Origin of the sequence: Kitasatospora sp. NPDC002551, from assembly GCF_040296005.1 — a bacterium.
Classification (GTDB): domain Bacteria; phylum Actinomycetota; class Actinomycetes; order Streptomycetales; family Streptomycetaceae; genus Kitasatospora.
In genome coordinates this window covers 38,788-63,562 of the sequence record NZ_JBEOWI010000025.1, presented here as the reverse complement: position 1 = coordinate 63,562, position 24,775 = coordinate 38,788, and the positions used below count along the sequence as shown (strand labels likewise).

At 74.5% G+C, this 24,775-nt stretch carries 21 protein-coding genes; 13 read left to right on the top strand and 8 right to left on the bottom strand.

The window, feature by feature from the left end:
* Positions 1–44: 44 nt before the first annotated feature.
* The 6 genes from ABT093_RS21610 to ABT093_RS21585 form a co-directional block, all read right to left on the bottom strand.
* Positions 45–1,859, bottom strand: a complete 1,815-nt coding sequence (locus ABT093_RS21610; protein ID WP_350566593.1) for an ATP-binding cassette domain-containing protein — start codon at positions 1,857–1,859, stop codon at positions 45–47.
* Entirely contained in the window at positions 1,856–3,757 is a 1,902-nt protein-coding gene (locus tag ABT093_RS21605; protein ID WP_350566591.1) for an ABC transporter ATP-binding protein, read from the bottom strand. Before ABT093_RS21605 ends, ABT093_RS21610 begins: the two co-directional genes overlap by 4 nt.
* A 144-nt stretch (positions 3,758–3,901) precedes the next feature.
* Positions 3,902–4,531, bottom strand: a complete 630-nt coding sequence (locus ABT093_RS21600; protein WP_350566589.1) for a chorismate--pyruvate lyase family protein — start codon at positions 4,529–4,531, stop codon at positions 3,902–3,904.
* A 41-nt stretch (positions 4,532–4,572) separates the two neighbouring features.
* Positions 4,573–5,958: a class I adenylate-forming enzyme family protein gene (locus ABT093_RS21595; RefSeq protein WP_350566587.1), complete on the bottom strand. Its 1,386-nt coding sequence runs from the start codon at positions 5,956–5,958 to the stop codon at positions 4,573–4,575.
* Between the two features lie 45 nt (positions 5,959–6,003).
* Positions 6,004–6,255 (bottom strand): acyl carrier protein, encoded by a 252-nt coding sequence (locus ABT093_RS21590; RefSeq protein WP_328959074.1) that lies wholly within the window; start codon positions 6,253–6,255, stop codon positions 6,004–6,006.
* A gap of 64 nt (positions 6,256–6,319) precedes the next feature.
* On the bottom strand, positions 6,320–7,213 hold the full coding sequence (locus tag ABT093_RS21585) for a glycosyltransferase family 8 protein (RefSeq protein WP_350566585.1): 894 nt from the start codon (positions 7,211–7,213) through the stop codon (positions 6,320–6,322).
* A 723-nt stretch (positions 7,214–7,936) separates the two neighbouring features.
* On the opposite strand from ABT093_RS21585, the gene ABT093_RS21580 reads away from it, so the two are divergent.
* From ABT093_RS21580 to ABT093_RS21530, 11 genes are read left to right on the top strand one after another with little or no spacing between them, the layout of a single operon-like run.
* Positions 7,937–8,791: a transglutaminase-like domain-containing protein gene (locus tag ABT093_RS21580; protein ID WP_350566584.1), complete on the top strand. Its 855-nt coding sequence runs from the start codon at positions 7,937–7,939 to the stop codon at positions 8,789–8,791.
* Positions 8,788–9,918: a Gfo/Idh/MocA family protein gene (locus ABT093_RS21575; protein ID WP_350566582.1), complete on the top strand. Its 1,131-nt coding sequence runs from the start codon at positions 8,788–8,790 to the stop codon at positions 9,916–9,918. Before ABT093_RS21580 ends, ABT093_RS21575 begins: the two co-directional genes overlap by 4 nt.
* Positions 9,918–10,760 carry a carbon-nitrogen hydrolase family protein gene (locus tag ABT093_RS21570; RefSeq protein ID WP_350566581.1) on the top strand — a complete coding sequence of 281 codons (843 nt, stop codon included), beginning with the start codon at positions 9,918–9,920 and terminating at the stop codon, positions 10,758–10,760. Before ABT093_RS21575 ends, ABT093_RS21570 begins: the two co-directional genes overlap by 1 nt.
* The gene (locus ABT093_RS21565) at positions 10,757–11,695 is read left to right on the top strand and encodes a TIGR03621 family F420-dependent LLM class oxidoreductase (protein WP_350566579.1); all 939 of its coding nucleotides are present in this window, start codon (positions 10,757–10,759) and stop codon (positions 11,693–11,695) included. The genes ABT093_RS21570 and ABT093_RS21565 overlap by 4 nt, the downstream gene beginning before the upstream one ends.
* A 32-nt stretch (positions 11,696–11,727) precedes the next feature.
* Positions 11,728–13,377 (top strand): carbamoyltransferase family protein, encoded by a 1,650-nt coding sequence (locus ABT093_RS21560; protein WP_350566577.1) that lies wholly within the window; start codon positions 11,728–11,730, stop codon positions 13,375–13,377.
* On the top strand, positions 13,374–14,438 hold the full coding sequence (locus ABT093_RS21555; protein ID WP_350566575.1) for a nicotinate-nucleotide--dimethylbenzimidazole phosphoribosyltransferase: 1,065 nt from the start codon (positions 13,374–13,376) through the stop codon (positions 14,436–14,438). The genes ABT093_RS21560 and ABT093_RS21555 overlap by 4 nt, the downstream gene beginning before the upstream one ends.
* Complete coding sequence (locus ABT093_RS21550; protein WP_350566573.1) at positions 14,435–16,129, top strand: HAD-IA family hydrolase; 1,695 nt, start codon at positions 14,435–14,437, stop codon at positions 16,127–16,129. The genes ABT093_RS21555 and ABT093_RS21550 overlap by 4 nt, the downstream gene beginning before the upstream one ends.
* Entirely contained in the window at positions 16,126–17,061 is a 936-nt protein-coding gene (locus tag ABT093_RS21545; RefSeq protein ID WP_350566571.1) for an NAD-dependent epimerase/dehydratase family protein, read from the top strand. Before ABT093_RS21550 ends, ABT093_RS21545 begins: the two co-directional genes overlap by 4 nt.
* On the top strand, positions 17,058–18,278 hold the full coding sequence (locus ABT093_RS21540; protein ID WP_350566569.1) for a cytochrome P450: 1,221 nt from the start codon (positions 17,058–17,060) through the stop codon (positions 18,276–18,278). Before ABT093_RS21545 ends, ABT093_RS21540 begins: the two co-directional genes overlap by 4 nt.
* Positions 18,275–19,945, top strand: a complete 1,671-nt coding sequence (locus ABT093_RS21535) for a condensation domain-containing protein (RefSeq protein ID WP_350566567.1) — start codon at positions 18,275–18,277, stop codon at positions 19,943–19,945. The genes ABT093_RS21540 and ABT093_RS21535 overlap by 4 nt, the downstream gene beginning before the upstream one ends.
* Positions 19,935–20,897, top strand: a complete 963-nt coding sequence (locus ABT093_RS21530; protein WP_350566566.1) for a transglutaminase-like domain-containing protein — start codon at positions 19,935–19,937, stop codon at positions 20,895–20,897. The genes ABT093_RS21535 and ABT093_RS21530 overlap by 11 nt, the downstream gene beginning before the upstream one ends.
* On the opposite strand, the gene ABT093_RS21525 is transcribed toward ABT093_RS21530, so the two are convergent.
* Positions 20,860–21,936, bottom strand: coding sequence for a LacI family DNA-binding transcriptional regulator (locus ABT093_RS21525; RefSeq protein ID WP_350566564.1), 1,077 nt, complete (start codon positions 21,934–21,936; stop codon positions 20,860–20,862). The genes ABT093_RS21530 and ABT093_RS21525 overlap by 38 nt on opposite strands.
* A gap of 275 nt (positions 21,937–22,211) precedes the next feature.
* On the opposite strand from ABT093_RS21525, the gene ABT093_RS21520 reads away from it, so the two are divergent.
* Both ABT093_RS21520 and ABT093_RS21515 read left to right on the top strand, forming a co-directional pair.
* Positions 22,212–22,484: a phosphopantetheine-binding protein gene (locus ABT093_RS21520; RefSeq protein ID WP_350566562.1), complete on the top strand. Its 273-nt coding sequence runs from the start codon at positions 22,212–22,214 to the stop codon at positions 22,482–22,484.
* A 5-nt stretch (positions 22,485–22,489) separates the two neighbouring features.
* Positions 22,490–24,166: an amino acid adenylation domain-containing protein gene (locus tag ABT093_RS21515; RefSeq protein WP_350566560.1), complete on the top strand. Its 1,677-nt coding sequence runs from the start codon at positions 22,490–22,492 to the stop codon at positions 24,164–24,166.
* Positions 24,167–24,359: 193 nt separating this feature from the next.
* On the opposite strand, the gene ABT093_RS21510 is transcribed toward ABT093_RS21515, so the two are convergent.
* The gene (locus ABT093_RS21510; protein WP_350566559.1) at positions 24,360–24,485 is read right to left on the bottom strand and encodes a hypothetical protein; all 126 of its coding nucleotides are present in this window, start codon (positions 24,483–24,485) and stop codon (positions 24,360–24,362) included.
* Positions 24,486–24,775: the final 290 nt, after the last annotated feature.

Here is a 24,775-nt window from a genome sequence, read left to right as displayed (position 1 = left end):
CGGTCCGGCACCGGGGCGAGTCCGGCGGGGTCGCCGGACTCGCCCTAACGCAGACCGGTTCGGTAGGCCTCCGCCTGGATCCCGTACAGCTGTGCGTAGTGCCCTCCGAGTGCGATCAATTGGTCGTGGGTGCCGAACTCGGTGACGCGGGCGCCGTTCAGCACGAGGATGAGATCGGCCGCCCGGACGGTGGAGAAGCGGTGCGACACCAGCAGGGTCACCCCGCCCGTGCCGGACCGGGTGCCGCTGCGGGCGAGCACGGCGTAGCGGTCGAAGAGCGCGTGCTCGGTCTCGGCGTCGACCGCGGAGGTCGGCTCGTCCAGGACGGTGAGCAGCGGTTGTTCCCGCATGAAGCCCCGGGCGAGGGCGACCCGCTGCCACTGGCCGTGCGAGAGGTCCACTCCCCGCGGCCAGCCGGCGCCCAGCCGGGTCTCCGCTCCGTCAGGCAGGGCCCGCGCGATGTCGTCCGCCCCGGCCCGCTCCAGCGCCGTGCCGACGGCCTCCGGGTCGTCCGCGCGCGGCAGGTCGCCGATGCCGACCGAGGTCCGCAGCCGGAACTCGAAGGCGAAGAAGTCCTGGAAGGTGCCGGTCACCCGGCGGCGCCAGGAGACCGGGTCGGTGCGCGCGAGGTCCTGGCCGTCCAGGGTGATCCGCCCGGAGGTCGGCGGATACAGACCGCACAGCAGTTTCACCAGGCTCGACTTGCCGGCGCCGTTCTCGCCCACGACCGCGATCACGGCTCCGGCCGGCAGCAGCAGGTCGATCCCGTCGAGGACCGGGCGGTCCGTCCCGGGGTAGGCGAAGGTGACCGCGTCGAGCCGGATGCCCTCGGCCAGGCGCTCCGGTGCGGACCACTCGGCTTCCGCCCGGTGCTTCGCGGCGTAGTCCTCCAGCCAGGCCAGCTTGCGGGAGCAGTCGAGCCAGATGGTCCGGAAGAAGTGCAGCTGGGTCATGGTCTGGCCGATGTACCCGGAGAGCCGGCTGCCCGCCGCGAGGACGAGCAGCACGGCGGCCGTGCGGTTCGCGGCGTGCGCCGCCGTGTAGGCCAGGGCCGCGATGAAGGCCGCCGCGAACAGGGCCTGCGCGCCGGCCTGCCAGGCGGTGCTGACCCAGCGGGCGCGGGCGAGCGGGCGGTGGCCCTGCTCCCAGGCCCGGTGCCGCAGTCGCCGGATCAGCGGGCCGGTGCGGGCGACGCGCAGTTCCTTGCCCGCCGTCGCGGAGGTGGCCAGCAGGAACAGGTGGCGGGCGAGCCGGTCGTGCCGGGCGCCGGCCTCCTCCACCCGCTTCTCCGCGGCGGCCCGCCGGCCCGAGACGAGGAGCGTCGGCAGCGGGAAGAGCCCGAGCAGCACCAGGAGCGGGTTCACCGAGGCCAGCAGGCCCAGGGTGATCGCCGCCCGGAGCAGCACTCCGATGAGGGTGAACAGGTGCCGGTACAGGTCGCTGAGCGCCGAGGCGTGGTCGCGCAGTACCGAAATGCGGTCGAGCTGGGCGGGCCGCTCGTGGTGCTCGATGGTGGCCACGCCGGCCTGCAGCTCGGCGATGTGCGACTCGACGACGACGGCGGCCCGGTCGGCGAAGCGCTGGTTCACCCGCGAACTGACCGTCTCTAGCAGCCAGTTGCCCGCCGCCATGGCGGCGAGGAGCCCGCAGCCGGCGGCGATCTGCGTACCGCTGTGGGCGATCACCGCGGTGGCGAAGGCGGTGAGTCCCCAGGCGAACATCGCGTCCGGCACGGCGCTGAGCACCTCGGTGCAGAAGGCCGTGGCGATCATCGCGGGGCTGGAGCGCCAGCCCATGCGCAGCGAGCGGCCCAGGGAGCGCCAGGCTCCGGGCAGCGGGTCGAGTTCGTCGGCGGTCACGGCCGGACCTCCTGTCCGTGGTCGTCCTGGGCGCTCCCGGCCGAGCGCGTGGCCGGCACCAGGCCCTCTGCCGGCTCGGTGCCGTCCGACGACTCGATGCCGTCGGCGGCCGGCTCGTCGAAGCGGGAGGCTTGCAGGGTGTAGAGGTCGTGGTAGCGGCCCTGGGCGGCCATCAGCTCGGCGTGGCTGCCGAGTTCGACGATCCGGCCCTGTTCGAGCACGCAGATCCGGTCGGCCTGGCGCACGGTGGAGAACCGGTGCGAGATCAGCAGGGTGGTGACGCCACGGGTGGCGCGCAGCAGGCGTCCGAAGATCTCGGCCTCACCGCGCACGTCGAGCTGCGCGGTGGGCTCGTCCAGGATCACCAGGCCCGCCCCGGAGCGCACGGCGGCCAGCGCTCGGGCGATGGCCACCCGCTGCCACTGGCCGCCGGACAGCTCGGTGCCGCCCTCGTACTCGCGGGCGAGGACGGTGTCGAGCGGCGCGAGCCCGAGCCCGCCGGCCTCCCGCAGCACGTCCTCGACCACGTCGTCGTCCGCTCCGAGCGGGGCGACGTTGTCCCGCAGCGGCAGGTGGTAGCGGAGGAAGTCCTGGAACACCGCCGCGACCTGCCCGCGCCAGGCCTCCAGGTCGAACTCGCGCAGGTCGGTGCCGTCCACCTCGATGGCCCCGCCGGTCGGGTCGTGCAGCCGGCAGAGCAGCTTCGCCAGCGTGGTCTTGCCTGCCCCGTTGACGCCGACGACGGCGAGCGAGGTGCCCGCCTCGATCGTCAGGTCGACCCCGTCGAGGACCGGTCCGGTGCTCCCGGGGTAGCGGAACTCGACCCCGCGCAGCCGGATCCCGGCGGCGGGCAGGCCGGCCGCCGCCTTCGTGCCCGACGGCAGCCGGCCGATCTCGGCCATGGACTCCCGCAGGGCCAGCGCGGTCGCGACCGATTCGGCGGTCGGCGGCAGTGCCCAGTTGATCCCGCCGAAGGCCACGGCCGAGACCCCGAGGGCGGCCTGGGCGAACATCGCCGCCCGGCCGACCGACAGATCGCCGGCGGTCGCACGCTGGGCCAGCGACCAGAACAGCAGGCCGTTGGCGGCCAGCAGGACGAGCACCGCCCAGCGCACCGGCCTGCGCCGCAGCCGGGTCGCCTGCCCGCGCAGGTCGCCCAGCTTGCGGCGGTGCGCGGTGAACCGGGCGACGGTCCATTCGCTCAGCCCGAAGATCCGCAGCTCCTTGGCCGCCGGCGCGGCCACCGCCAGGCGGTAGGAGTAGTCGGCCTCGCGTTGGGCCGCGAGCACCTCCTCCTCGGTCCGGTCCCAGGAGCCGCTCTCGCGCAGCAGCCAGTGCGTGGACAGCCAGGCGCCGGTGAGCAGCAGGGCGGCCCACCAGCTGTAGGAGAGCAGGACCACCGCCTGGGCCAGCCCGGCGGCCGCCTCGACCAGGCCGCCGGCGATCAGCCCGATCGCGATGACCATCGGCGGGCCGGACATGCCCTGGTCGAAGTCCTTGGCGAGGGTGAGGCGTTCGGTGAGCTCCCGGGACTCCAGGTGGGCGAGCGCGGGCGGTTCGGTCGAGGCGCCGGCCAGCACGTCCTGAAGCCGGTCGGACATCCGCTCGCCCAGGCTGCTGCTGACCTGGGCGTGCACCGGGGCGAGCAGTTGGACGAGCACGAACGCGACGCCGACGGCCACCAAGGGGCCGAGGTAGGACCGGCCGACGTCGAGCGCCCCGACCAGTCGGCCGGTCAGGACGGCGAGGACCGCCGGCAGTGCGCCGCGGCTCGCGATCAGGCACCACCAGGCAATGCCCAGGCGTAGGTGGGTCCGGGTGAGGAAGGCGAAGAGGACGGGCTCCTGCCGCCGCCGGATCGCGGCGATCACCGCTGCCTCGCGGTGAAGGGGGTGCACATGCGGTTCGTCGGTCCTGTCTGGGGAGGAGGCGGTCGGTACGGTTCCCGGACGGCGCCGGGGGCCGCCCGGGTGGCAGCGCGTGCGCCGGTCGGCACGTCGGCCGGCGGCACGTCACGTGGTGACACGTCACGTGGTGGCATGTCAGGTGACTTCCCTTGCGGCGGACTGGTGCCGATCCGGCGCCGGGGCGTCGCCCAGTCGCAGGCAGGCGGCGGTGAAGACCTCGCCCACGACCATCGCGGGGCGCCCGCCGATGAACACCCGGTAGACGCGCTGAGCACCGGTCACCGTCCGGTCCGGTCCGCGGTTCGGCCCACAGTCCGGCCCACAGTCCGGCCCGCGACCCGGCCCCGAGGCCCGCACCCACGCCTGCGCCTGGTCCAGCGGGTCGGCGCCCTCACCACCGAACAGCACGCGGATGCACAGGAGTTCACGGAAGGTCTCGACCCGCCGACGGCGCAGCACCCGGCCGATCGGCTCGCTGGTCGTGGTGAGGTCGCGGTGCACCGGTCCGGGCAGCGCGTCGGTCGACAGCACGGACCGGGCGCGGACCAGGGTGGTGCCGGAGCCGGCGGCGACCAGCTGCGTGGAGCGGGTCAGCACGGGGCCGGTGCCGGGGCCGGGGCCGTCCGCCAGGGCGGCCAGCGCCCCGGCGGGCGCCGGACCGCCGTGCCGCAGCTCGGCGAGCCGGACCGGCCCGCCGAGCAGCTCCTCCAGCAGCGTGGTGACGGTTCCGTCGGTGGTCACGAGCAGCCGGCCGAACGCGCTCAAACGGTCGACCGGGAGCTGTCCCGCCGCAGGCCCGGCGGGGCTCACCGGTCGTCCTGCGGCGGCTTGCGCAGCGCCTTCCCGGTGGCCGACCGCGGGATCCGGTCGACGGGTTCGAAGGCGCGCGGCATCTGCTGGGGGGCCAGTTCGGCGCGGCACCAGTCGACGAGACCGCTCAGCACCGCACCGGGGCGCAACACGACCCGGGCGACCGGGACCTCGCCGCGCACCTCGTCGGCCGCGGCCGCGACGGAGACGTCGAGGACGCCGGGGTGCCGGGCGATCACCTGTTCCACCTCGGCCGGCGAGACCTTCTCCCCGGCGACGTTGATGACGGCGGCCGCTCGGCCGTACAGCAGCAGCCGCTCCGGTGAGGTGACCGACCGGCGGGCCAGGTCGCCGGTGCGGTACCACCCGTCGGGTCCGGCGACGGGCACCAGCCGGCCACCGGTCCCGGGTCCGAACCGCCCGAGGGCGAGTGAGGAGCTCTGCACCTGGAGCTCCCCTTCCGTGAGCCGGACCCGCACGCCGGGCAGCGGCTCCCCGAGGTCACCGGCTTCCTGACCGGGCTCGACCCGGGTGAGGGTCATCGCGCCGGCTTCGGAGGATCCGTAGCAGTTGTAGAGGGGCAACTCTGCCATGCCGCCTGCGCGTTGCCGAACGGCCGGGGGCAGGGCGGCCCCGGCCGAGACCGCGGCGTTCAGCCGGGCCAGGTCCTGGGCGACCGTCCCCTGCCGCCCGGCCCCCTGGGCCAGCAGGCCGTAGTGGGCCGGCAGTGCGATCAGGGTCCGGGCGTCGACCGCCCGCACCGCTGCGGCGCAGGCCGAGGGCAGGCACCTGCTCGGCAGCAGGCGCACGGGGGCACCCGACACGAGCGGTCCGAGGAGGCCGTAGTTGAAGCCGTAGGCGTGGAACGTCGGCGCGGCGCAGACCACGGCCGCGTCGGGCCGGTAGCCGAGGAAGTCCGCGACCCGCCGGGCGTCCGCGAGCACGGCGGCGCTCGACCGGACGACCGCCGTCGGCACTCCGGTCGAGCCGGAGGTGAAGAACACCTGCGCGTCGGCCGGCAGGCCGCTCGCCGCCTCCGGGCCGTCGGCAACGCGGACGGACCCCAGGTACGGCGACTCGTCGGCGCCGGGCCGGACCGCGGCGCCGGGCCCGGACGGGCCCGCCCCGGTCGCCGGGTCGCGGTGCAGCAGCGGGAGGCCGGCCCGGTCCGCGGCGAGGGTCAGCAGGACCGTCGCCACCGGATCCCGGGTCTCGACGACCACGGCGCCGCCTGCGTGGCGCCGGAGCAGCGCCTCGGACAGCTCCGCCGCCACGGCCAGCAGCTCGTCACGGCTCCACGAGCGGTCGCCGGTGATCAGCGCGGGATCGGTGGCGCGGCCGGCGGCCGCGGCGACCGCGGCGAAGATTCCCGGCGACATCATGACGGCTCCTGGAGTGCGGTTTCGGCTGGGGGCGGACCGGGTCGGTCAGCCTCGCGCGACGATGTAGTCGGCGATCTTCGCGGGCGTGCTGAAGCTCTCCACCGTGAGTTCCTCGTCGGGGATCGTGAGGGAGAACTCGTTCTCGATCCAGACCAGGAGTTCCAGGACGCCGAGCGAGTCGAACTCGGGGTAGTCGCGCAGGTCCGTGTCGGCTTCCGGGGCGGCGTCGCGCAGCGCGGGGATCACCTCCCGCAGGCGCAGCGAGATCGCGTCGAGGACGTGCTGACGTTCTGCCATTCCTGGTGACCACCTGTCTGGTTGGGTGTGGTGGGGCGGGGGTGGGGCCGGGGCGGGTCCGCGTTCAGGCCGTGGCGGTGAACCCGAGCTCGGCATCGCGCACGGCCGACAGCAGCGCGCGGTACGCGTCGGCGGCCGGCCCGTCCGGCAGCAGGTCCTTCCAGGGCTTCGCCGGGCTCGCGAAGTGCAGCACCGCGGCCGTCTCCTCCAGCCGGGCGAGGTCCTGCAAGGGCACCAGGTCCTCCGTGGTGTAACGGACCCAGGGGGTCCGGACCAGCGCCGACAGCGGGAAGGCGTTCCAGTGCGGGTCCAGCCGCTGCCACCGGTCCGCCGCGGCCCAGTTGAGTGCGTCCTGGTCCCAGAGTCGGATGTGCTCCGGGTGGGCGGCGATGAACTCGACCGCCCGGGCGAACAGCCGTTCCTCCCGGCAGCGGGCCGGATCGATCAGCAGCACTCCGGAGTTGAAGTACTCCTGCCCGGGCGGGATGCCGAGCCTGGACCAGCCGGGCAGGGCCCGGCCGCGTCCGACGACCGGGTTGAGCGGGTCCCGCACGGCGGCGATCGGCCGGCCGTCGAGCCCGGTGTCGAGCAGCGCACGCAGGTCCCCGCGGACGACCAGGTCCGCGTCGAGGTAGAGGACCCGCTCGCCGTCGAGGTACAGCTCGGGAATGACCAGGCGCAGGTAGTTGGCCTGGGCCCCGCCGAACGCGGTCGGGTAGCGGATCGGCTCCAGCCGGACGGGGCGCAGCCGCACCCGCAGGCCGAGGAGTTCCGCGTGCCACCGCAGCCGCTCGATCGTCGGCGGTGAAAGCTCCTCGTAGAGCACGTCGATCGTCAGACGATCCGTCAATTCCGAATTCGACGCACGGAGCGAGTGCCATGCCACGGTGAGCGGGAGGCTGTAGGCCTCGTCGATGGCGAAGACCAGGCGGGTCGCTTCTCCGTCGCTCGAAGGCATTGTTTCGGGCACAGGCGCTCTCCCCCGGATTCACGGCAAAGGATGGGTTCCGCGGCGAACACCGCCGGGCTCCGCCGACCGGCCCCATCACGCGGCCGGAGTCGCAACTACGCCTCCACCTGCGTCGGCTGACTGTTCGGCGAGCCTCGTGAGCGATCACGTGAACCTTCCCGGAAACTATGATCCGGGCCGTCCGCCGCTGTCAACAACCGCTTGTGAAGCATTCGCGGACGGGTTGGTCGTCATCCGAACTGACTGATTGACAGCTCTCCCGGCCTGAGCCATAGTTCCGTGAACGGTCACGTGAACGATCACGGATAGCACTGTCCACTCACTCCGATTACCCGCTCCGCGTGTTCCGCGCGTTCCGCACGGTCCACGCAGTCCGGAAGAACGGGCCGGATCGCGGACCCGCCGGAACACCGAGCCGGATCGCGCCGCCGCAGACCCCGCGACCGGACCGCGCCGTGCGAGGCGCGCCGCACGCCGGACCTGCTCACCATCCCTTTCCCGCCGCGGACACCGGTCGCGTTCGGGCACGTCACGAGAATCGAGGGAGTCATGACACGGCCTCGGACGGCACGGGCTGACCGGCCGCTCCCCGCTCCCGGCCCCGCCGCCCCGCCCTCACCGCCGACAACAGCGACAGCGACGCCGGCGACGGCAACGGCGACGGGTGGGCCGGCCGACCGGCTCGCCGAGGCCGTCGCCCGGGTCCGCCTGGTGCCCGACCGGTACCGCGAGTTCCGCCAGGACGGGCGTCAGGCGGCCCGCGAGCACGGCATCGGCCCGGCCCTGATCGAGGAGCTCGGCGAGGCCGGACTCCCCTCCCAGGTCCGCGACGGCGTCGGCTACTTCGACCGGGTGGACCTGGCCAACATCGCGCTGGCGCTGCGCCTGCCCAACGCGCGCACCCTGGCCATGCGCGGCTGGGCGAAATCGCTGCGCACCGCGTCCGGCGCGGCCGCCGGCACCTTCGAGGTCGAGGTGCGCGCGCACTGCCCGCAGCCGGGGCACCCCGGCGAGTGCGAGTACACCCGCAGTGAGGCCCTGCGCTCCCTCGACGGCTACACCCCGGCGGCTGTCCCCACCCTCGGGCAGCTGCGCCACCGGGCCACCGCAACCGAGTCCACCGGGCGGCTGCCCGAGGCGGTCGCCGGTCTGCTGCGGCCCTTGCACTTCCACCTGCTTCCGGAGCCGCTCCGCGCCGACCTCGGCTTCCTGGCCGAGACCGGCCTGGCCGACTGCGACCTGGCCGCCCTGTACCTGACCCGCGAGGCCGGCCGGCTCGGCCTGGCCGCCCGCTACGGCTTCGGGTTCTTCCTCGCCGCGCCCTACTCGATCATCCACGCCTGGACGGAGGTGCTCGACGGCGGCGAGTGGCACGCCTTCGACCCGCACCTGCTCAACCTGCTCGGCGACTGGTCACTGCTCGACCCCGAGGAGTGGCCGTCCCACCGGTCGATCGGGAGCTGCACGGCGCGGGTCAGCAACCACCACCTCTGGTTGACCACCCATCACGGGGCCTGCGCCCCGCTGTCGCTCGCCACCCACTGGGCCGAGGCGGACGCCGCATGAGCGACCGACCGCGGAACGCGGACCGGCCGGTCCGGATCGTCCTGGTGGGCGCCGGTGCGATGGGCCAGGCCTGGGCCCGGGCGCTGCACGGGCACCCCCGGTGCCGGCTCGCGGGGATCGTGGACGCCGATCCGCGCCGGGCGCGCGGGCTGGCGCTGCGCCTGCGGCTGCCGGAGCTTCCGGTCGGCACCGCGCTGGACGCGCTGCCCGGAGTGGCAGCGGACGCCTGCGTCAACGCCACCCCGCCGCAGGTCCACCGCTCAGTGATCACCGAAGCCCTCGGCAGCGGCCTGTCGGTGCTGACCGAGAAGCCCTTCGCCATGGACGCCTACGAGGCGGCCGAACTGACCAGGGCGGCCGAGCGCCACGACCGACTGCTGATGGTCAGTCAGTCCCGCAGTCTCCAGCCCGGTGTGGCCGCCTTCCGGGCGGCCATCGACCGCCTGGGCGGCCTGGACCGGCTGGAGGCGCGGTTCAGCCGCGGCTACCCCGCCGACGGGTTCCGCGCGGACCTGGACCAGCCGCTGCTGCGCGACATGGCGGTGCACGCCTTCGACACGAGCCGCAGGCTCACCGGGAGCGACGCGCGCTCCGTCTACTGCGACGCGCCCGCGCGCCCCGGCACCGGCTACCGCGGCCCGGCCGAGGCGACCGCCCTGTTCACCATGCTGAACGGCGCCCGCTTCCTCTACCAGGGCAGTTGGTCCGCCCCGGCGATGCCCACCGCCTGGAGCGGCAGCTGGCGGGCGACGGGCCGGCACGGCACCGCGACCTGGAACGGAGCGGGCACCGTCCGGCTGGCGCTGGTGAGCGGTGCACCGGCGCCCGTCCCGGGAGCGGGAGCTCGCCCCGAGCCCGACCCCGGCGCGGCCGGGACGGTCCTGGCCGAGGCCGAGGCCGACGACCAGGGCTTCGACCGGGACCCGGTCCGCCAAGTGACGCCGCCGCTCGACGAGTTCCTCGACGCCCTGGCCACCGGCGCACCGGGCTGGGGCAGCGCCCGCAACAACCTCGCGACGATGGCGATGCTCGACGCCGCGATCGCGTCCGCGCGCTCCGGCACGCCCGTCGCGGTCGTACCGGTCGCAGAGGTCACGGCGCGGCCCTCCGCCGGACCGGGCCGCTGATGCGCCTCGCCCTGGTGCAGAGCGCCGCCAGCCCCGGTGATCCGCAGGAGAACCTGCGGCGCGGGCTGGCACTGTGCGAGGAGGCCAAGGCCGGCGGCGCCGACCTGGTGGTCTTCCCCGAGCTGTGGCAGACCGGGTACGCCCCCTGCCCGGGCGACGCGGCGGGCGGGCAGCGCTGGCGCGACCAGGCCACCTCGGTCGACGGTCCCTGGCTGGGCGCCTTCCGGGCGGCCGCGCGGCGCCTGCGCCTCGCCGTCGTCACCACCTTCGTGGAGGCGCACAGCACCGGCCCGGGCAACGCGGCGGCCGTGATCGACGCGGCCGGCCGGGTCACCGACGTCTACCGGAAGGTCCACGTCTGCGACTTCGGCTGGGAACGGGTCTTCACCCCCGGTCCCGGGTTCACCGTCAGCACCGTGCGGACGGCCGCCGGACCGGTCAGGCTCGGGGTCATCATCTGCTTCGACCGCGAGCAGCCGGAGGCCTGCCGGGCGCTCGCGCTGGACGGCGCGGAACTCGTCGTCTGCCCCAACGCCTCGCTGCTCTGCGACGACCGGATCGGACAGGTCAGGACCAGGGCGTTCGAGAACTCGGTCGCGGTCGCGGTCGCCAACTACCCGCTGCCGCGGATGAACGGGCGCTCCTGCCTGTTCGACGGGCGGGCCGTGCACCGAAACCGGCCGCGCGACCACACGGTCGCGCTCGCCGACGGCCGCAGCCGGCTGGTCCTCGCCGACCTGGACCTCGCGGCCCTGCGGGAGTACCGCACCGGCTCCATCTGGGGCGCCGCGCACCGCCGTCCCACCGCCTACGCCTCACTGACCCGGGAAGTGGTCCGATGACCCAGTCACCCGAGATCCGGCCGTTCCGCTTCGGCGTGCTCGCCGGCCGTGCCGCCGACGCCGCGCAGTGGGAGGAGCTGAGCCGGCGGCGCGAGGAGCAGGGGTACGGCTCCCTCCTCGTCCCCGACCATCTGAACCGCGAATGGGGCCCGCTGGTCGCCCTGACCCTGGCGGCGCGGGCGACCCGGACGATCGCCGTCGGCCCGCTGATGCTCGGGGCTGCGCTGCGGCAGCCGTCGGTGCTCTACAAGGAGCTGGCCACGCTCGGCCTCGTCGCCCCCGGGCGCCTGGAGATCGGGGTCGGCGCGGGCTGGCTGGCCTCGGACTTCAGCCGGGCCGGCGTCGTGATGGCGTCCGGCGGCGACCGGGTCCGCCAGGCCGTGGAGGCGGTGACGGTGCTGCGCCGGCTCTGGGAGGAGGGAAGCGTCAGCTTCGAGGGGCGCACGCAGCGGGTCCTCGACGCGGTCGGCGAGCCCCGGCCCGGTCCGGCCCGGTGGACGATGGGCGGCGGCGGCCCGCGGATGCTGCGCGCGGCCGCCGAGCTGGCCGACATCGTCTCCTTCTCCGCCCGGCTCTCCTCCGGCAGCAAGGACAACCGGTTCGGCCCGTCCGCCCTGGCGGCCGAGTTCGACCGGCGGGTGCGCTGGGTGCGGCAGGCCCGGCCGGGCGCGGCGGCACCGGAGTTCCAGTGCCTGCTCTTCGCCGCCTCGATCTGCGCCTCCAGCACCCGCTACGCCGAGCGGGTCCTCACCCACATGTTCGGCCTGCCGCCCGCCGAGGCGCTGGACTCCCCGCTGGCCCTGGCGGGCAGCGTGGCGGAGGTCTGCGAGCGCCTGGAGGAGCGGCGGCAGCGGTACGGGATCTCCTACTGGGTGCTCCCCGCCGCCCAGGCGGACGCCTTCGCGCCGGTGGTCGAGCGACTGGCCGGCAAGTGACCCATGCCCGACGAGAACGATCAGGAGCAACGTTGCGTGTCCTAGGACTGGGCGGATCACACCACGACTTCTGCGCCGCCCTGGTGGTGGACGGTCAGGTCGTGTCGGCCATCGAGGAGGAACGGCTCACCCGGGTCAAGATCGCCTACGGGCTCGGACCGCGGCTGCAGCGGTGCCTCGCGGCCGACTACGTGCTGCGGGAGGCGGGCCTGGGCGCCGACGAGGTCGACCTCGTCATCGCCAACGACTTCGTCAACCCCGTCTACACCCTCCGCCTGCGCGACCGGGTGCGCTGGATGGGGCACCACCTCGCCCACGCGGCGAGCACCTTCTACACCTCGCCCTTCGAACAGGCCGCCGTGCTGGTCATGGACGGCCGCGGTTCGACCGTGGTCGAGCACGGGCAGCCGCACGGCGAGACGGTGACCTGCTACCAGGCCGGAGCGGGCGGTCTGGAGGTGCTGCGCGCGCAGCACGGCCGGGTCACCCTCACGGACCGGCGCTCCGAGGACCCCTACGAGGACTCGGTCGGCTGGATGTACGAGGCGGTGTCCAAGGCCATCGGCCTGTTCACCACCGGAGGCATGGGCGCGCCGGGCAAGACCATGGGGCTGGCCGCCTACGGGACGCCGCGCTACGTCGCGCGGCTGGGCGGGTTCTTCCGGCTCTCCTCCGGCGAGTTCCGCCAGTCCACCGCCGAGCAGATCGCCATGCGCTCCTTCATCGACCGGGAGCTCGCCGAGGCCGGCGGCGCCGCCGAGCTGGCGGCCCGGCGCGCCGACCTGGCCTACGCCGTCCAGCACCACACCGAGCGGATCGTGATCGAGTTCGCCCGCTGGCTTCACCGGCGCACCGGTCTGACCGACCTCTGCCTGGCGGGCGGGGTGGCCCTCAACAGCGTCGCCAACTTCAAGCTCCTGTCGGAGACGGGCTTCGAGCGGGTGCACGTGGTCCCGGCCGCGGGCGACGGCGGCACGGCGCTCGGCTCGGCCCTGTACGGCTACCACGAACTGGGCGCGAACCCGTGGAAGCCGGCGGCGGGGCCGTTCTCCCCCTACCTGGGGCGCGCCTACGGGGCGGACCGGATCGAGGCGGCGCTCGCCGCCGAGTCCGGCCGGCTGCGCATCGTGCGCCCGGACGACCTGTCCGCCCTGGTGGCTCGCGAGATCGCCGACGGCGCGATCGTCGGCTGGTTCCAGGGCCGTTCGGAGGCGGGTCCGCGGGCCCTGGGCAACCGCAGCATCCTCGCGGACCCCCGGGACCCGGGCATGAAGGACCGGATCAACGCCCGGGTCAAGCACCGCGAGGCCTTCCGGCCGTTCGCCCCGGTCGTCCTGGAGTCCCGCCAGGCCGAGTACTTCACCACCGCCGTCCCGGCCCCCTACATGCTGATGGTCCCGGACGTGCGACCGCAGATGCGCGCGGTCATCCCGGCCGTCACCCACGAGGACGGCTCGGCCCGCCTCCAGACGGTGCTGCCGGAGCTCAACCCGCGCCTGGACGCCCTGCTGCGGGCCTTCGACGACCGCACCGGCGTCCCCGTGCTGCTCAACACCTCGTTCAACGACAACGAGGAGCCGATCGTCGAGACGCCCGAGGACGCCGTGCGCTGCTTCCTCAAGACCCAGATCGACGTCCTGGTGCTCGGTGACCTCGTCGCCTACAAGACCTCGGCCCCGTGACCGGCGGGCCGGCCTCGATCGACGCGCTCTGCGCGCTGGTCGGACCGACGGACCGGCAGGCGGGCCGGCTCGGGGCGCTGCGGCTGCGGACCCTGGCCCGCCCGCACGGTGCGCTCGGCCGGCTCGACGACCTGGTGCCCAGGATCGCGGCGATCCGCAGCGACCCGGACCCCGGGCCGCTGCCCGCGCTGGTCAGCGTGCTGGCGGCCGACCACGGGGTGGCCGGGCAGGCCGTCTCGGCCCTGCCGCAACCCGCCGGGGGGCGGATGCTCGCCCTCGTGCGGTCCGGGCGGGCACCACTGAACCTGATCGCCGACCGGGTGCCCGCTCGGGTCGTCAGCGCCGACTTCGGCCTCGTCGAGCCGGTCGGCGAGGCGGAGTTCCGGATCGGACCGGGCACCGGGGACATCTGCCTGCGCGACGCGATGACGCGGGCCGAGGCCGAACGCGCGGTGCTGAACGGCGCCCGGTTCCTGCGCGGCCGGCTGGACGCGGAGACCGCGGTCGCGGTCGGCGAGATCGGGGTCGGCAACACCACCGCGGCCGCCGCGCTGACCGCACGGCTGCTGGTACTCCCGGCGGCCGAGGTGGTGGGAGCGGGGTCGGGCATCGCCCCGGCCGCCGCGGCCCGCAAACTGGTGCTGGTCGAACGGGCGCTGGCCCGCACCGAGGGCGGGCCGGCGGCGGACCCGCTGGCGCAGCTCGCCGCCCTGGGCGGCTACGAGATCGCCGGGAACGTCGGGGTGATCCTCGCCGCCGCGGCGGCCCGCCGGGTGGTCGTCCTCGACGGGTTCATCACCGCCGTCGCCGCCCTGATCGCGGTCCGGCTCTGCCCGCCGGCCGGCCACTACCTGGTGGCCGCCCACCGGTCGGCGGAGCCGGGCCACCGCCCGCTGCTGCAGGCGCTCGGCCTGGACCCGCTGCTGGACCTGGGCCTGCGGCTGGGCGTGGCGAGCGGCGCCGCCCTCGCCCTCGGCCTGGTCAACACCACGCTGGAGCTCGCCCACCGGACGCCGCGCGCCCGTGACGTGGGCCTCGCCCTACCCGCGGAGGACCGATGAACCACCCGGCCGCCGGACCAGCGGGACCGCACGGGGTCGTCTTCGACCTCGACGGCACCCTGCTGGACAGCTGGCAGGTCCACGAGCACTGCCTGCGCGAGGCCGTCCACCAGGTCACCGGGTCGCCGCCGGGCCGGGTCGGCCTCTGGCGGGCCCAGCGGCCGACCGACCTCGCCACCCTCGGCGAGCTGGTCGGCGCCGACCGGGCCGAGCAGGCACTGTTGGCCTATCACAAATTTCTCACACGGGAACTGACGATCCGCCATGTCCTGCCGATGCCCGGGGTCGAGGCGGCGCTGGCCGGGCTGCGGGCCCGCGGGATCCCGGTCGGCGTCTGCACCGGACGGTCCCGGGAGGACGCGCAGGCCCTGTTGAAGGCCGCGCGGCTCGACATCCCGCTGCTCGTCGCCCGCCAGGACGCGCCGCCCAAGCCCGCCCCGGACGCCCTGCTGCTCGCCCTGCGACGCCTGGGCCCGGCCCACCACGACGTGCTGTTCGTCGGTGACAGCGAGTGGGACCGGTCGCAGGGGCGGGCCGCAGGCGTCCGCACCCTGATCGTCGGGCGGGCCGGCCTGCCCGACGAGCTGGCCGCCGCGAGCTGGCCCGCAGGCACCCATCCAGCCGCTGCCGCCGTCTCCAGCAGCGCCCCCAACCCCCACTGGGAGTCGGACATGGAGATCAGTACAGGGAACAGCCGGCCGGCCGACGCCCCCGCGGGCGAGGGCCCCATCGCCGTCCTCGACCTGGCGCAGGCGCACGACCCGGCGGGCCGGGCTCGGCTGGCCACCCGGATCCGGGAGGTCTGCGAGGACCTCGGCGCCTTCCTCGTCATCGGGCACGGCATCCCCGACCAGGTGGTGACCGGGGTCCGCGACGCGACCGCCGCGCTGTTCGGCGGCCCAGAACGGTTCGCCGCCGAGCTCGCGGTCGACCCCGACGACCCCTTGCAGCGCGGCCTGGTGGCCGGCCGGATCGAGCCGCTGCTGGCCTTCACCGTGAACAGCCTCGGCGAGTCGGGCCGGGCCGCCCGCCTGCCGGAGGACGTCCCGGCGGCCCTGACCGCGCCGAACAAGTGGCCGCGGATCCCGGGCTTCGCCGCGGCATACCGCGCCTACCTGGCCGAAGTTCGGCGGCTCGCCGATCAGTTGATGGAGCTGTTCGCTCTCTCACTCGACCTCCCCGAGGACTGGTTCCGGTCCGGCTTCACACCCGACATGTCGGGGCTGAGCGCCAACTGGTACCCGGCCCCCGCACCGGGCGGTACCTCGGGCCTGCTCAAACTCGCGCACCGGGACTGGAGTTCGCTGACCGTGCTGCACCGGGACCAGGCCGCCACCGGGCTGCAGGTCCTGGACCGCGACGGGGCCTGGCACGAGGTGCCGCTGGTCCCGGGGGCGTTCGTGATCAACGTCGGCGACCTCATGGCGCACTGGACCGGCGGGCGTTGGCACAGCGCCGTGCACCGGGTGGCAGGCCCGCCGGCCGGCCACCCCGCCGGCGACCGCTTCTCGCTCGCCTACTTCCACCAGCCGGGCCCGGCCACGATCGTCACCCCGCTGGCGGGACCGGGCGACCCGGTGGCCGGGCACGCGTACCGCCGGGTCCGGGTCGACGACTACTTCGCGGCCAAGCGCCGCCTCGCGCGCGCCTACGAGCGGCTGGTGGCCTCCTCCGACAGGCGCCGGCCATGAGCGGGGAGCTGGTCCTGGTCACCGGCGGTGCCGGCTTCATCGGCAGCCACCTCGTCGAGGCGCTGCTGCGCGACCGCCCCGAGGCGCTCGTGGTGTCCGTGGACTCGTACGCCACCGGGTCCACGGACAACCACACCGACGATCCCCGGGCGCGCTACCTGACCGGGGAGACCGGGGAACTCGGCCGCCTCTGGGCCGAGAACGGCCTGCTCTCCCCCGGCACGGTCTTCCACCTGGGCGAGTACTCCCGCGTCGACAGCTCCTTCGACGACCTCGACCTGGTGTGGCGGTCCAACCTGCACGGCACCAAGGAGGTCGTCGACTTCTGCCGCCGGCACGGCGCCCGGCTGGTCTATGCCGGGTCGAGCACGAGGTTCGGCCAACCACCCCACGACGAGCACTCAAGCCCGTACGCGTGGATGAAGGCGAAGAACGTCGAGTACATCCGCAACACCGCCCGCTGGTACGAACTCGACTACGTCATCACGTACTTCTACAATGTGTACGGACCACGGCAGATCCGCCAGGGACCGTATGCGACGGTCATCGGCGTCTTCGAGGAGCAGCGGCGCCGGGGCGTCGACCTGACCGTCGTCGAACCCGGTTCCCAGCTGCGCGACTTCACCCACGTGGACGACATCGTCTCCGGGCTGCTGGTGTGCGCCGCCCGCGGTGCGGGGGACGGCTACCTGCTCGGCCGCGGCGAGGAGCACCGGATCATCGACGTCGCCCGGATGTTCGGCGGCCCGGTGTCCATGATCCCGGCCCGCCGCGGCGACCGCGTGCGCAGCGCGTCGGACTTCTCGAAGGCCCGCGCCCTGGGCTGGACCCCGACGATCCGGCTGCGCGACTACATCTCCGGGCTCGACCACCCGGATCCCCGGCCCGGGCCCGGCACGGCCACAGAACTCGACCGAGGAGCGTGCGAGTGAGCATCACCGAGAGCACCGAAGCACCGGCCACCTGCCCGGTGCGGTTCCCCGCCGCGCGGGAGAACCCCGTCGCCCCGCCCGGCGCCTACCGCCCCGAGGGCCACGACGGCGGACCGATCGAGGTCGACCTGGCCTACGGGGGCCGGGCCTGGCTGGTCACCCGGCACGCCGACGTGCGGGCGCTGCTCGGCAACGGCCGGTTGAGTTCGGACGCCACCGTCGAGGGCTACCCGCAGATCCCGCTCTCCTACGGCCGGCAGCGGCCCGGCGTCTTCCTCTCGATGGACCCGCCGGAGCACGAGCGCGTCCGCAACCTGCTGAGCCGGGAGTTCAGCGCCGGCGCGGTGGCCACCCGCCGGCCGGCCGTCGAGCAGCTGGTGGACCGGCTGCTCGACCGGTTCACCGCGGACGGCCGCCGCTCGGGCGACCTGGTCAAGGAGTTCGCCGACCTGCTGCCCTGCTACGTCTCCGGCTACCTCTACGGCGTCACCGACGACTACGAGGGATTCGTGCGGCAGTGCATCAACGCCCGGGCCACCCACGACGGGTCGCTGGCCAAGCGGCTGGTCGCGGGAGAGCGGATGCGGCGCTTCCTCGGCGAGCTGCTGGACGCACGGGACCGGGAGCCCGGCGACGACCTGCTCTCCCGGCTGCTCGCCAACGCGCGTACCACAGGCCTCGGCCGGGAGGACGTGGTCGGCGCGGCCACCCTGCTGCTCGCGGCCAGCCTGGACGCCACCGCGGCCGTCACCTCGATGACGGTCCTGGCGGTGCTGCGGGACCCGGCGCTGACGGAACGGCTGCGAACGGACCCGCGCCGCTGGGCCGCCGCCGCGGTCGAGGAGAGCCTGCGGTACTGGACGGTGATCCAGCACGGTCCGGTGCGCGCCGTCACCGAGGACATCGAGCTGGCCGGCCGGACGCTGCGCAAGGGCGAGTTCGTCATCCTCCACCTGCACTCGGCGAACTGGGACCCGGCGGTCTTCCGGCACCCCGAGCAGTTCGACATCGACCGCCCCGCCAACCCGCACCTGAGCTTCGGCCACGGCATCCACCGCTGCCTGGGCGGGGGCCTCGGCACCCTGGAGGCGACCATCGCCCTGGAGCGGATCTTCACCGCGCTGCCCGGCCTGCGGCTCGACATCGCCGAGGACGACCTGGCCTACCGTCACGACGACCTCGTCTACGGGGTCCGCGGCCTCCCGGTCGCGTGGTGACCGGGGCCATGGGCCTGCCGGCGGACGGCGCCACCGGCGGAGTCGAGCGGATCGGGCCGATGACGCTCGGTCAACTCGCCCAGCTGGTTGAGCTCGAAGAGATCGCCGACCGCGCACCCGATCGCACCTGGACCCGGGTCCTCGCGATGCGCTGGCCGCTGCCGGACCGGGTCGCGCCGGAGACGGTGCGCGAGGCACTGCGGATCCTGGTGCGGCGGCACGAAGTGCTGCGCAGCACCTTCACCCGCGACGCCTCGGGAGCACCCGTTCAGCTGGTGCACCGCCCCGGCCGGGAGCGGATCACCCTGCGGGACCTCCCGCCCGGGGCGGGCGAGGAGTGGTCGGCCGCCCTGGCCGACCGCGCCTGCCACCGGCCGATGAACGTGGCGGCCGAGCCCCCGGTCGAGTTCGAGGTGCTCAGCGACCGCGCGGCCGCCCGCGAGGTGCTGGCGGTCCTCCACCACGTGGTCGCCGACCTGCGGACCAGCCAACTGCTGCACCGGCAGCTGGTGGAGCTCGTCGAGGCCCTGCGGGACGGCGCGCCACCGCCCGTGCCGGGCCCGGTGACGCAGCCGATCGAAACCGCGCTCGCCCAGTGGGCCGGCGCCGGCCGGAGCACCGGGCTGGCGCGCTGGCGCGAGGTGCTCCGGGCCGCACCGCCCAGCCAACTGCCCGTGCTGGACGACCGGCGCCGCGACAGCAGCTACACCGCGACCTTCACGTCCGGGAGCCTGTACGGCTCGGTGAAGGTGCTGGCGGACCGTCACCACCTGCTCCCCGCCCAGGTGCTGCTGGGGCTCTACAGCTTCGTCATGGGCCGCTACACCGGCCTGGACACCTGCGTGATCTGCGTGATCAGCTCCAACCGGTTCGCCTACCCGTCGGCCGTGCACTGCTGCGCGCTGCGCTACCCGTGTGCCGTGGCGGTACCGCGCGAAGCCGACGAGGCCGCCCTGATGGCGGCGGCCCGCGCGGCCACCGGCGGGCTGCTGCGCAACTGCGACCACGACGTCCGGGAGCTGCGGGCCCTGTTGGAGGAGCACCAGCGCAGCACGGGCGGCAACACCCGGTTCCGGCTGGAGTACAACTACATGGTGCTGGAACCGTTCCCCGACGCGCCGGCCCCGGAGCGGGCGGAGCCGGCGCAGCGGCCCGTGGAACGGTTCCGCAGCGACCCCACCGACCCGGCCGACCCCGCGCTCAGCTACCTGCTCGCCGTCCCGGACGCCGCCGCGGGCCTGATGATCCTGGAGCTGGAGTCGAACGAGGCCGTCATCCCGCTGCCCGCTGCCCAGGACCTGCTGGCCGGTCTGGAGTCCCTCGCCCGGGAGCTGGCCGAGGGCGTCCCGCACGGCTGGTCCGACCAGCTGGCGAACGCCCGGCGCCGAGGACCGGTCGGCACCGACCTGGTGCCGTACCGCAACGGCGTGGTCGACGCGTCGCGTGCCGCGCGGGCGGTGGCGGCCGAGCTGGGCCTCCCGGACGGCGTCCGGGTGCTGGTCAGGGGGCGCGGATCGGACCGGGAACGCCTGGTGGCGCTGCTCCCGGTCGAGCTGCGCCCCGCCGAACTCGACGCGCTGGTCGACCGGTTGCACCACCGGACCCGCAGCGACCCGGCACTGGTCGTCCCCGTCGAGTTCGTTCGGGAGGCGAACCGTGCACCCTGACACCCGTCCGGCCGTCGCGGTCGAGCGGGCCCGCCTGGTCCCGGACCGGTACCGGACCTTCATCGCCGAGGCCGCCCGCGACGCCCCGGTGTTCGGCCTCCAGGACGCACTGCTCCAGGAGCTCCTCGACCTCGGGCTCCCGCACGAACGGCGCGACGGGCGGCTGTTCCTCGATCCGATGGACCTGGAGAACACCACCAACCTGCTCGGCCTGCCCTCGCCGTACCGCAGTGCCCTGGAGCTCTGGGCCAGGTCGATGCGCGCCCCCGCCGCGCTGACCGGGAGCCGCTACGAGATCACCCTGCGCTGGACCTGCCCGGCCCCCGGGCACGCCGCCCGCTGCCGCTTCGTCCCGGCCACGCCGGCCCTGGCCGGGGCGGTCCCCGGGGACGGTTCGCTCACCGTGCGGGTGGACACCCCGGACAGCCGGCACGACTTCGGCGCGGCGATCGAACCGCTGGTGGCCGCGGCCGCGGAGCTGACCTTCCACAAGGTCCGCTGGCCGCTCGCCGGCGACCCCGGTTTCGTCCGGGAGACCGGGCTGGCCGAGTGCCGGCTGGCCACCCGGTGCCTGCTGCGGGTGGCCGAGGAGGCGGGCATCGCGACCCGCCCGGCCTGCGGCTTCTTCCTGGGTCTGCCGTTCCCGGCCCCGCACTCCTGGCTGGAGGTCCGCACCGGGGACGGCTGGGCCGCCGCGGACCCGTTCTTCCTGGCCACGCTGCACGGGTGGGGCGTGCTGGACCCGCAGGACTGGCCGGTCCGCGGTTCGCCGCGCCAACTCCTGTGGCGGACCGGAGCGGAGTTCCGCTCGCACGTCCCGCTGCTCACCCACGACGGGCGGCCCGCCGCGGTGCGGGTGACGGCGCGGCGCACCGGGCGGCTGCACCGGCCGGGTCCTGCGGGCCGGGGCGGGGTCAGTCCGGGACCGCCGCGCCCGCCGTCGATGCCCTGACCACGAGTTCGGGACGGACCACGGACACCCGCGGCTCGCGATCGGACGGCCCGCGATCGGACGGCCCGAACTCGGCCGCGACCAGCCGGACCGCCTCGGCGCCGAGGCTCCGCTTGTCCACGTACAGGGTGGTCAGCGCGGGCTCCACGAGTTCGGCCAGCCCCAGGCCGTCGAAGCCGGCGACGGCGCAGTCGTCCGGCACCGACCGGCCGAGCGCGCGCAGCCCGCGCACCGCACCGACCGCGACGATGTCGTTGTAGGCCAGCACCGCCGTGACGCCCGGCCGCTCCTCGGCCAACCGGGCGACGGCGCGCTCCCCGCCGGCGACCGAGTTGGCTGCGCGCTGCAGGCACCCGGGGTCCGCGGCGAGTCCGGCCTCCCGGAGCAGGTCGAGCATGATCCGCCCGCGCGGGCTGACAGTGCCGCCCGGCTCGACCGGCCGGCCGGCGTCCAGTATCCCGATCTCGCGGTGGCCGAGCCCGACCAGGTGACGGATCGCCGCGGCCAGACCGCTGCCGAGGTCGATGTCCACCCGGTTGACCGCGGCCGCCGCGCTGCCCGAGCCCTCATAGCCGAACAGGGCGAACGGAATCCCGATCTCCGTCGCCCGGCGCACCGACTCGTCGAACTCCAGATAGCCCACGAACGCGTCGGCCTGACCGGCGAACAGGTCCAGACCCACCTGCTCGCCCTCGGGCGTGGCACCGGTCTGCTGGATGACGACGTGCCAGCCCCGCTCCGCGGCGGACTCCAGAATGCCGTTCGCCACCTCGGGGAAGAACGGATTGGTGATGTTGGGCAGCAGCAGGCCGAGGGTGACGGTCTCCTGCCGCACCATGGCGCGCGCGAAGCGGTTCGGGCGGTAGCCGAGCGACCTGGCGACGTCGAGCACCCGCTGCCGCGTGGACGGGTCGATCTCGCCCTTGTCGTTGGTCGCACGGGAGACCGTCTGCCGGGACACTCCGGCGGCCCGCGCCACGTCCTCGATGGTGACGCGCCGAGCGGTCGGCTCGAAGACTCCCGCACGCGAAGTCTTCAACTGGGGCGAACTCTTCAACTGGAACTCCTGGCGAGCGGCCGGACACCGCCCCTCTGGCACGGGCTGCGACGTCGTCGACGCAGCACCAGCATACGCGGCCGGCCATTCCCTCCGTGGCCGCCCTCGAATCCCGAACTACGCCCACGAACGGACCGGCTGACAGTTGTTGACAACATTTCAGGGCATGGGTGAGACTCTGATCCACGTGAACGCTCACGTGAACGCTCTCAAATCCTGTCCTGCTCGGCTGCACCGCTCAGAGACGAGGTATCGCAGTGACGTTGGAAGCGGACACCACCCCGCCGTGGGACCCGGCGTTCGAGGAGCTGCTCCGGGCCACCCTGGTGGACCTGCCGGCCGGGCCCGCGCTGCACGCCGACCTCGACCTCCCGGCGGCCGGCCTCGACTCGATGCGCATGGTGGTGCTGCTGAGCCGGATCGAGGAGCGGTACGGGCTGGTCCTCCCCGACGAGTACCTGGCCATGGAGACCTTCGCGAGCCCCGGGGCGCTCTGGCAGGCGCTGGTGGCCGCCGGCGGGCGGGGCTGAGGCCGGTGCGGCCCGAACTCCCCGACGCCCCCCGGCCGCCGGCCCGTGCCCTGGCCCGGCTGCCGCTGCACCCGGGCACCCTCGACGCGGCCCGGGCGAGGGCGCTGCGCTCACCGCTCCCCCGGACCGACCCCTCGACCGGCGTCTGGGCCCACGTGCGGGAGTGGGCGGAGCGGGACCCGGACCGGGTGGCCGCCGTGTCGGACGCCGGGACCACCACGTACCGGCAACTCGCTCACCGGGTCCATCAGTTGCGGGCGGTCCTGACGGCCGGGTCCTGCACCCCCGGGAGCCGGGTCGCCGTGGCCGGCCCCCGCAGCACCGACACCATCGCGGCGTTCCTCGCCATCGAGAGCCTGGGCGCGGCCTACCTCCCGCTCGCCCCCGACTGGCCGCAGGCCCGGGCGGAGGCGGTGCTCCGCACCGCCGGGCCGCACTGCGTGCTGGTGCCCGACACGGCCGACGCCACGTCGGTGACCGCCGCCCGTGCGGCGGTCGGCGCCGCCGTCCCCCTGCTGGTGTTCCCGCCGCCCGCCGCCGCGCAGCCGGGCGAGCGACTCGCACCGGCGCGGGTGGCCGCGGGCGACGAGCCCCGCTACGTCATCCACACCTCCGGGAGCACAGGCGGCCCGAAGGGCGTGATCGTCGACCAGCTCGGAATGCTGAACAACCTGCGGTTCCTGGTCGGCCGGTTGCAGCTGACCGGCGCGGACCGGGTGGCCTTCACCGCCCCGCCGGCCTTCGTGATCTCGGTGTGGCAGATGCTCGCGCCGCTGCTGGTCGGCGCCACGGTCGTGATCGTCACGGACGCCGACCAGCGGTTCGCCCGGCGCCTGGCGTCGACCGTCGAGCGCACCGGGGTCACTGTCCTGGAGCTGGTGCCGACCGCGATCGACTGGACCGTGCGGGAGGCCGCGCGGCGCGGCGCAGGCCGGGAGTTCGCGCGGCTGCGCTGCCTCGTCTCGACCGGCGAGCGGCTCGACCCCGGGATCGCCGGCGCCGCCCTGCGGCTGCTCCCGCACGTCGAGCTCTTCAACGCCTACGGGGCGACGGAGTGTTCGGACGACGTGGTGCTCCACCGGATCACCGCCGACGACCTGGCCGCACCGCTGCTGCCGGTGGGGCGACCGGCTCCCGGCGTCGTCCTCTACCTCCTGGTCCACGAGGACGGCGCGTGGCGCGCCGCGGAACCCGGCGAGGCGGGCGAGCTCTGGGTCGGCGGCGACGCCGTCAGCGCGGGCTACCTGCACGATCCGGAGCGCACCGCGGCGGCCTTCTACGCCGACGGGTTCGACCCGGCCTCGCGCACCGGGCGGCTCTACCGCACCGGCGACCTCGCGCGGTTCGCCGACGGGATCGCCCACTGCCTCGGCCGGACCGACCGGCAGGTCAAGATCGGCGGGGTCCGGATCGAACTGGACGAGGTCGAGGCGGCCCTCTCGGCCCTCCCCGGCGTGCTCGGGTGCGCCGTCCTGGCGGAGGTCCAGGACGGTACGGCGGGGCTCGTCGCGTTCTTCGTCGCGGCACCGGGGGTTTCGCGCGACACGGCGTCCGACGCCCTGCGCGCCGCCCTGCCCGCGGCATTCGTCCCGCGCCGCTGGGTACGGCTGGATTCCCTTCCGGCCAATGGCAGCGGAAAGATCGACCGGCTCGCACTGCGCAGCCTGGCCGGAGCCCCGTGAATTCCTTGGCCTCGTCAATTCCGAGGCCTCGCCGATGTCGATGACAGACGCCCGGAATATTCCGGCGGAATTCTGCTCTCCGGGCCCGTGCACCGGGCCGCGCCGGCCGTGCTTCCGCGCGGGGATTCCCGTCACGGAAGCACGGCCGGCGGTGGGACGCGTCAGCGCCGGCGAAGGAATTCGCCGGTCACCACTACGGCTTCCCCATGGTGAACTTGCGGTCGTCGGCCTCCTCCAGCTCAGTGATCCAAGCCTCGAAGTCCGCGATCTCCTCGACGGTCAGCGCCGTCCGGGTCTCCTCGACGAGTGCGACGGACATTTCTTCCACCCCCCTTCTCCTCGAAGTTGGGATCGAGATTAGCAGTTCGGTCCTGAATTGCAAGGATTGATTCGGGGCCGCCGGCCGAGCCGCTTCAGGCATTTCGGGCCAATGGCCCGCGGCACGGCTCGCGATGCGGGCCATCGACAGGACGACCCCGATCATCTATCGTGACTTCCGGCCCCGGCCCCGGGCGCGCCGCGCGAAGGGGAATTTCCGGAATGCCGCAACAACGGGGCAATCGGAATTCCCGTGCCGGATTCCCGGATTCCCGTGGAATCGAATCGCAT

Bases quoted from the DNA above. Each gene is read 5' to 3' on its own strand.
- ABT093_RS21595 (WP_350566587.1), bottom strand. From the start codon at position 5,958: ATGATGTCGCCGGGAATCTTCGCCGCGGTCGCCGCGGCCGCCGGCCGC.
- ABT093_RS21510 (WP_350566559.1), bottom strand. From the start codon at position 24,485: ATGTCCGTCGCACTCGTCGAGGAGACCCGGACGGCGCTGACCGTCGAG.
- ABT093_RS21545 (WP_350566571.1), top strand. From the start codon at position 16,126: ATGAGCGGGGAGCTGGTCCTGGTCACCGGCGGTGCCGGCTTCATCGGC.
- ABT093_RS21565 (WP_350566579.1), top strand. From the start codon at position 10,757: ATGACCCAGTCACCCGAGATCCGGCCGTTCCGCTTCGGCGTGCTCGCC.
- ABT093_RS21590 (WP_328959074.1), bottom strand. From the start codon at position 6,255: ATGGCAGAACGTCAGCACGTCCTCGACGCGATCTCGCTGCGCCTGCGG.
- ABT093_RS21575 (WP_350566582.1), top strand. From the start codon at position 8,788: ATGAGCGACCGACCGCGGAACGCGGACCGGCCGGTCCGGATCGTCCTG.
- ABT093_RS21550 (WP_350566573.1), top strand. From the start codon at position 14,435: ATGAACCACCCGGCCGCCGGACCAGCGGGACCGCACGGGGTCGTCTTC.
- ABT093_RS21585 (WP_350566585.1), bottom strand. From the start codon at position 7,213: ATGCCTTCGAGCGACGGAGAAGCGACCCGCCTGGTCTTCGCCATCGAC.
- ABT093_RS21570 (WP_350566581.1), top strand. From the start codon at position 9,918: ATGCGCCTCGCCCTGGTGCAGAGCGCCGCCAGCCCCGGTGATCCGCAG.